6 protein-coding genes are annotated in these 7,783 nt (G+C 55.3%); 1 reads left to right on the forward strand and 5 read right to left on the reverse strand.

Annotated elements, in window-relative coordinates; genetic code table 11:
- Window positions 1–1,790: malto-oligosyltrehalose synthase (gene treY / locus ACPLUI_RS08220; protein WP_424659786.1), on the forward strand; the 1,790-nt coding region annotated here is incomplete at its 5' end.
- Here the strand turns inward: treY and ACPLUI_RS08225 are convergent.
- From ACPLUI_RS08225 to truD, 5 genes are all read right to left on the reverse strand, one after another.
- On the reverse strand, window positions 1,775–3,061 hold the full coding sequence (locus ACPLUI_RS08225) for a phenylacetate--CoA ligase family protein (RefSeq protein ID WP_424659787.1): 1,287 nt from the start codon (window positions 3,059–3,061) through the stop codon (window positions 1,775–1,777). The genes treY and ACPLUI_RS08225 overlap by 16 nt on opposite strands.
- Window position 3,062: 1 nt before the next feature.
- A complete protein-coding gene (locus tag ACPLUI_RS08230; protein WP_424659788.1) occupies window positions 3,063–3,674 on the reverse strand; it encodes an indolepyruvate oxidoreductase subunit beta in 612 nt (203 codons plus the stop codon).
- The gene (gene iorA, locus ACPLUI_RS08235; RefSeq protein ID WP_424659789.1) at window positions 3,671–5,485 is read right to left on the reverse strand and encodes an indolepyruvate ferredoxin oxidoreductase subunit alpha; all 1,815 of its coding nucleotides are present in this window, start codon (window positions 5,483–5,485) and stop codon (window positions 3,671–3,673) included. Before iorA ends, ACPLUI_RS08230 begins: the two co-directional genes overlap by 4 nt.
- 324 nt (window positions 5,486–5,809) lie before the next feature.
- A complete protein-coding gene (locus ACPLUI_RS08240; RefSeq protein WP_424659790.1) occupies window positions 5,810–6,550 on the reverse strand; it encodes a pseudouridine synthase in 741 nt (246 codons plus the stop codon).
- A 59-nt stretch (window positions 6,551–6,609) separates the two neighbouring features.
- Window positions 6,610–7,783 (reverse strand): tRNA pseudouridine(13) synthase TruD (gene truD, locus ACPLUI_RS08245; protein WP_424659791.1); only part of this gene is annotated, 1,174 nt, incomplete at its 5' end.

Consider the following 7,783-nt stretch of genomic DNA (forward strand, 5'->3'; position numbering starts at 1 on the left):
AGGCCGGCCTTTGCGACCACAGCACCGGCATCGACGCCGGGGGCTCCTTTTATGTGGTGGTGGAGAAAATCCTCACAGGAGACGAGGAATTGCCCCCGGACTGGCCGGTTCACGGGACCACGGGCTATGATTTCATGAACATGTTGAACGCCCTTTTTGTGAGCGGGGAAGGACTGGCGGCCCTGGAGGAGATATACCGCAGGGCAAGTGGAAACAAGCCTGATTTTAACGCCGTGGTCTACGCATGCAAAAAGAAGGTATTACAGGAACTGTTCGCTGGAGAGATGCGGGCGCTGGCCTGCCAGCTCGACGCGGTGACCGCCTCCGACCGCCATGGCAGGGACCTCTCCCTGAAAGAACTGGAGCTGGCCCTGGTGGAACTGACAGCCTGCCTGCCGGTTTACCGGACCTACACCCGGGAACAACTTGTTTCAACCCGTGACAGGAATCTCATCGTGCAGGCAGCAGAAGTGGCCGGCAAGCTGCACCCTGAGCTCAAAAGGGCTTTAGCTTTTTTACGGCGAGTACTCCTGCTCGAAGTACCGGACCCTTCAGCCGCCTTAAAATTTGCCATGCGCTGGCAGCAATTCACCGGGCCTGCTATGGCCAAGGGCTTTGAGGATACAGCGCTTTACAGATATAACCGCCTGATTTCGTTGAACGAGGTGGGCGGAAACCCCGCAAGTCCCGGCATATCCGTGGAGGAGTTTCACCGCTATAATCAAGAGAAGCGGGAACGCTGGCCTCATACCATGAACGCCACCTCCACCCACGACACCAAACGCAGCGAGGATGTGCGGGCGCGCATAAACATCCTTTCGGAAATTCCTCATCTTTTTGCCGAGCGCCTGGAGCACTGGCAGAAGATGAACCAGCATAAAAAGCCGGCCGTAAAAGGCCGGCCGGTACCCGGAGGGAATATGGAACTGTTTATCTACCAGACCCTGCTGGGTGCCTGGCCGTTGGAGGAAGGGGAAGTAACATCCTTCAAACAGAGACTGCGGAGCTACCTGATTAAAGCGGCCAGGGAGGCCAAAACCTGGACCAGCTGGTTGAACCCGGACCCCGTCTATGAAGAGGCACTGCTAAAATTTGTGGAGGCCATTCTGGACCCGGAAGAAGGAAATGGCTTTCTGAAGGACTTCCTGGAGTTTCAAAAAATCATCGCCTTTTACGGAGCCCTTTCCTCCCTGGCCCAGGTGCTGCTGAAGATAACCTCACCGGGCGTACCAGACTTTTACCAGGGAACGGAACTGTGGAACTTCAGCCTGGTGGACCCCGACAACCGGCGTCCGGTGGATTTTCCCCTGAGGGTGCGTCTCCTGTCCGAACTTCAGGAGAGGGAAAAACAATGCGGCCCGCTGTCCCTGGCAGAAGAACTTTTATCCACCTGGCCGGACGGCCGCCTAAAACTTTACCTCACTTATAAGGCCCTCCATTTTCGCCGCAACCACCGGAGGCTTTTTCAGGCCGGTGAGTATATACCTTTAGCGGCCACAGGCCCCCGGCACCGCCACGTATGCGCATTCGCCCGCCGCGCAGGAGACGACCTGTTTCTGGTGGCCGTACCCCGCCTGCTGGCGCAACTGACCCCGCATCCAACGGAGCTCAAGCCACCGCTGGGAGAAAAAATCTGGGGGGAAACAGCCCTGGCCATGCCCTTTCAGGCTGCGGGACATTGGACCAATGTTTTCACCGGGGAGAGAATTCAAACGGAAGGTGAAAACCTGCCCCTGGCGAAAGTTTTCAGCCATTTCCCGGTGGCCCTTCTCTTTTACATATCCCGGTAATCAAAAATCCTTCTGGTTTTTTTCTCGCTTCTGGGTAAGCTACCCGGCGCAACCACTTCCACGTCGGCAGTGACACCAATCCTGGATTTCAGGTTGCGTTTGAACTCCACGGCAATTCTTTGAGGGTCTTTCCCTTCTTCTCCTTCTATTTTAATCAACATGTGATCCTTGCCTCCGACCCTGCTCAAGATTATCTGGTACTCGCTGCCGGCCCCTTCCGTCAGCTTGAGCACATGGTCAACCTGACCCGGGTAGATATTCACCCCTTTAATCTTGATCATATCGTCGGTCCGGCCGAGAATACGGTCAATCATGGGATATTCGCTTCCACACGGACATGCGTGGGGGAGCAGCCGGGTGATGTCGTGAGTACGGTACCGCAGCAGGGGCATACCTTCCTTGGTCAGGGTGGTGATCACCAGCTCCCCCTCTTCCCCGGGTGGGAGCTGCTTACCCGAAACAGGATCAATAATCTCGAAAAGGAGGTGGTCGGACCAGTAATGGAGACCGCAGTGGAAGGGGCAATCGATGGCAATGCCCGGCCCGTAAATCTCGGTCAGTCCATAAATATCAAAGGTCTCTATATTGAAGATCTCCTCGATGCGGCGGCGCATTTTATCGCCCCAGCGTTCCGAACCGAAGATACCCAGGCGGAGTTTGATCCGGTCCAGGATTCCCCGCTTGCAGGCTTCTTCAGCCAGCAGGAGACCGTAAGAGGAAGTGCCGATCAAAACAGATGTCTGCAGGTCGATCATCATTTCCAGCTGCTTCTCCGTATTTCCGGGACCGGTAGGTATGGCCATGGCACCCAGCCGTTCAACGCCGGCCTGGAAGCCGATACCCGCCGTCCAGAGGCCGTAGCCGGGCGTGACCTGCACCCTGTCCCGGTTGCTCACCCCTGCCATGGCCAGGGAGCGGGCCATCATTTCAGCCCAAACGTCCACGTCCTTTTTGGTGTAAGGAACAATAATGGGTTTGCCTGTGGTGCCGGAGGAGGAATGAATGCGGACCACCTGCTTTTCCGGCACGGCCATCAGTCCCAGGGGATAGGCATCGCGCAGTTCGTGTTTGTCGGTGAAAGGCACCTGCTCGAGATCCTCAACACCTTTAATGGAGGCAGGGTCAACACCCGCTCCATCCAGCTTTTTGCGATAAAAAGGGGAATTCTGGTACACCTGCCGGATCATTTCCCGGAGCATTGACCCCTGTATCTCATACAGGTTCTCAAAATCGAATCGACCCCTGGCAAGCTCTGCAGCCTCTAAGGCCATTTCAACACACCCCCATGGCCCGGCGGCCCATTTCAAAAGCCTTCCGGTTAATCTCCCTGAAATGTGACGGCACAGTTTTCAATACCGCTTCGAGCAGCCCTTCCGGACTAAAGGGGAGGCCGGGGAGAGTGGAGAGCGCCCCCAGCATCACCACATTGGCAGTTTTAATATTTCCCGCCGCTCTGGCCACCTCCGAAGCCTTCAGAAAACTCGCTCCCGGGAGCTCTTTCTCCAGGTACTCCCGTATTTCCCGGACCGGGTAGCGGGACAAGCCTGCCGACACCGAAGTTGGCATAATCACATCTTCACTAACGATGGCCCTGCCACCGGCCTTCAGCTTGGCCAGAGCCCTGGCTGTCTCCGCCAGTTCAAAGCCCAGCAAGACATCGGCCCTGCCATCCGGGATGAGGGCACCTGCGAGATTTTTCCCCACCCGGACATGGCTCACCACGCAACCTTCCCGCTGGGCCATCCCAATGGTTTCGGAAGTCCTGACCTGCCAGCCGGCTTCCATGGCAGCTCTGGCCACTATCCGTGAGGCCAGGACTGTCCCCTGCCCACCAACACCGGCAATGACCATATCAAACTTATCCTTATCCGTGTCAAACTTCATGCCCGCGTCACCTCTTCAATGGCATTCACAGGGCAAACCTGGGCACAAACCCCGCACCCGGTACACTTTTCGGAGATTACCACCTTTTCTTGCACGGACAAAGCGGGGCAACCGAAACTCTGCACGCACGACATGCACTCGATGCAGATATCGTCCTTTACCCGGTAACGTGACCTGGTCCTTACCAGGGCTACACATGCCCGCCTGGCTATGACCACGGAGGGGCCTTCGTACTGGACGGCTTCCCTGGCGGCCTGCATGACCTCCTGGAGGTTATAAGCGTCAACCTCGCGAATGTAATCCACACCGCACCCCCTGACCAGCTCGGCAATATCTACCCTCCTGGCCGGGTCACCGGTGGCACTCTTCCCGATCCCCGGGTGGGGCTGGTGACCGGTCATGGCAGTGGTACCGTTGTCCAGGATGACGAGAGTGATGTCGGCCCGGTTGTAAACAGCGTTGATCAGGCCCACCACCCCGGTGTGGAAAAAGGTGGAATCTCCCAGGAAGGCAACGTGTTTGCGCCCCTGTTCCACGCGGGAAAGCCCGGTTGCGATGGTGACGCTCGCACCCATGCAAAGGCAGGTATCGAGAGCGTTGAGGGGCGGGATGACCCCCAGCGTATAACACCCGATGTCCCCGGTAAATACCGGGTCGTAATCCTTTAATGCTTCCCTGAAACCATAAAAAACCGCCCGGTGAGGACATCCCGCGCAAAGAACCGGGGTCCTCAAGGGTAGTTCGGGAGTATGACGCACCTTATTACCTGCAACATCCTGTTCCATACCTGTAGAACCGAAATACTTACGCAGGACGGCAGTCACCCGGTCGACATCCAGTTCCCCTTCCCGGAGCACCAGCCCGTTGTGTTTGCCTTCCACAGTGACCGGCAGGTTATGCCGCCAGGCCAGGTGGATTACCTGGTCTTCCACCACGGGTTCCTGCTCTTCGACCACCAGCACACGTTCCACCCGGGACAGGAATTCCAACACCAGATCTTCAGGGAGTGGATAAGGAGTCCCTATTTTGAGGAGGGATGCCTCCCAACCCTGCATTTCGAGGGCTTCCACCACGTAGTTGTAGCTCACGCCGGAAGTAATAATCCCGGTTTTGCCCTTAACCTCGGCCCTGTTAAAGGGCATGCCGTTAAAAAGCCGCCTGACCTCTTCTTGTTTCCGGTTGAGCCATAAATGCTTTTTATAGGCCAGAGCGGGGAGGATTACCCATTCCGGGTTCCTGTCAAACCTGCATTGATTCCTGGTTTCGGGCAGAGGGCCCAGGGTAACATCCTGGCAGACATGACAGGTTCTGGTAGTGGGCCGCAGGATCACAGGCAGGCCCAGCTGTTCGGATAGTTCGAAGGCCGCCACCGTCATATCCTTGGCTTCCTGGGGTGTGGATGGGTCAAGGACGGGGAGTTTGGCAAACTGAGCAAATTTCCTGGTATCCTGTTCGTTCTGGGAGCTGTGAGGCCCCGGGTCATCAGCGACTACCAGGACCAGGCCGCCTCCGACACCGATGTAGGCCAGAGTCATCAGGGGGTCCGCTGCCACATTGAGGCCAACCTGCTTCATGGTCACCAGAGCCCTGGCGCCGGCATAAGCTGCCCCGGCTGCTACTTCCAGGGCCACTTTTTCGTTGACGGACCATTCCACGTAATAACCGTATTCTTTGGCGAAATGAGCCAGAGTTTCTAAAACCTCTGAAGAAGGCGTTCCGGGGTAACCCGTAACCACCTGTACCCCCGCCTCCACCGCTCCCCTGGCAATAGCCTCATTGCCCATCAGGAGCATCTTTTCAGCGACTACCATGAAAAGGCCTCCTTAGCGAGACTCATTGTGCAATCTCTAATTTTCAGGTGTAAGACCTGTATAAATTAAAAACCAACACTCAGATAGATGAGTGTTGGTTTCGTTTAACCCCAATCCACTCATCTCAGCTCATCTCAGCTCATCTCTATTCTATTAGCCTCTCAAACCTCGCAACAACTTATTTACCTGGCAAAATACTATCACCCGGGAGAAAACGTGTCAAGAAACTTTTAACCCGGAGTTTATGGCAGAACCAGGCTCCTTACACATATTCTACCGGGGGAGAGCTAAACCCCCTTTCACCTGGTAAATGTTCCCAAACTGCTACCGTGCAGGGTTCAATTCCTGCAGGCTTTTAATTTCATCTTCCGTCAATTCACGATAATCTCCGGGCTTCAACGGTTTATCCAGCATGAGGGGGCCCATGGCAATGCGCTTAAGATAAGTCACCTTTTTGCCCACAGCTTCAAACATGCGCTTCACCTGATGATATTTTCCTTCATAAATGGTGAGTTCAACTTCCGATTCCGGCCCGGAGCGGAGAATCTTTAACTCGCCGGGCATGGTACGGTAGCCGTCATCCAGTATTACCCCCTGACGAAATGCTTCGACATCTTCATCTGTAACAATTCCGGATACCACGGCAAAATACGTTTTGGGCACACGTTTTTTAGGTGACAGGAGTTTATGTGCCAATTTCCCATCGTTGGTAAGCAAAAGCAGCCCCTCCGCATCTTTGTCCAACCGCCCCACAGGGAAAGGGTGGAAGGCGCGATACTCGGGTGGGAGCAGGTCAACCACCACGGGTGCAAATCTATCTTCGGTAGCGGACAGGACACCCTGCGGTTTATTCAGCATTAAATAAATGTACTGCCTGTACTCTACGGGTTCGCCGTCCACTTCAATGTGATCACGGCCAGGCAAAACATGCAACCCCGGGTCTTTCGCCAGCTCCCCGTTGACCTCGACCCGCTTTTCCCGAATTAGCTTCTTAACCTCCTGACGCGTACCAAACCCCATGTGTGCCAGTACTTTATCCAGGCGCTGCCGCCCTCTTTCCACCATGTTCTCACCTCACCGCTGTTCTTAACCTGCACGGAGCCAGGGGTAAAACATCCCCCGGTTCAAGGCATGGTCAACCTCTTGATGAGCATTGTCCCGTAACTCCCCCGCGGCAGCTTGAAGAAAAGGCGGATTTTTTGTCTGCCGGGGTAAAGGTCATCGGGTTCCGCCGGCTCCAGGCGAAAATCGCCGGGAAAAACTATGGCCTGCCTGGGAATTGATTTAAAAAAGGCCTGCCGCACCTTGCGCAGGTTGAAACTGCTGCGCTTGATACCCCTTTCCTCCAGGATGGCTGTAAAGATTTGTTCGCTGCGGACATCGGGAAACTCCATCCGGCTGGCAGCCAGCGGCAGCAGAAGAGACCTCAGATAAGCAAGCTCCTTTCTCTCCAGCCGCCGGTAAAAAAGGTAAGGTCCAGCCACTCCGGGGACAGCCACAAGGCCAAGCCCGAGATCCTGCAAAATCCTTCTTAAAAGCTCGTTAAAGAGAAAACTCTGATAGGCCGAAAAAAGAAGCGAAAGCTCCTCCCCGGGTATCATCTGCAGAGCCTCTATGTACGCCTTTGGTTTCTCCGCGAGCAGGGAAAACATTTTATTTTCCATGGTGGTTTTAGCCCGGGAAAGACAGGCCACCCAATCCCCCCAGTGTTCGCGGAAAAAGAGCTTTCTTTCCCTGGCCTCTTTTTTTTCCTCCGGGTAAATACCGGTAAGGTAGATCTGCAGGCTACCGTTATAGTGTTTTTTCAGCAATCTCTCAGCCATGAAGCCCAGCTGGCGGTCCATGCTGCCAAAACGCTGGTCATCATAATAATTGGGGTAGCCAAAACCCCTGACTTCATCAACCCGGCGGGTTATGCGGGATACCTCCTCCGCGCTGAGGGCGCGGATGGTGATGGCAAAGTCGTTTCCTTCCAGGAGATCCGGCCCCATGGGCCTGTCCATATAGCCTACGCTCTGGAAGTAAAAATTTTTGTCCCCGCCGGTTAAATTAGCGGGGTGCTTAACCGTGACGTACTGAAAAGTATGGGCGTGCCTGTCCTTTAATCCCCCGTAAGCAAAAAGGCGGTAGGGAAGGCCATGTACCCTGGCAAGGTGGAGCAAAAGATCGATGGTATTCCATCCCTTCTTCTCTAAAAGGTACAGCCGGTAGGGTCCTTTCTCCCGGAGAGGCAGGCGGGCCAGTTCCCTGACCACGAAATCCTCCGGGGTCACCTTTAGCTTCATCGTCTTTACTCCT

The sequence above is a fragment of the Desulfofundulus sp. genome (genome assembly GCF_049701015.1).
Taxonomy (GTDB): Bacteria; Bacillota; Desulfotomaculia; order Desulfotomaculales; family Desulfovirgulaceae; genus Desulfofundulus.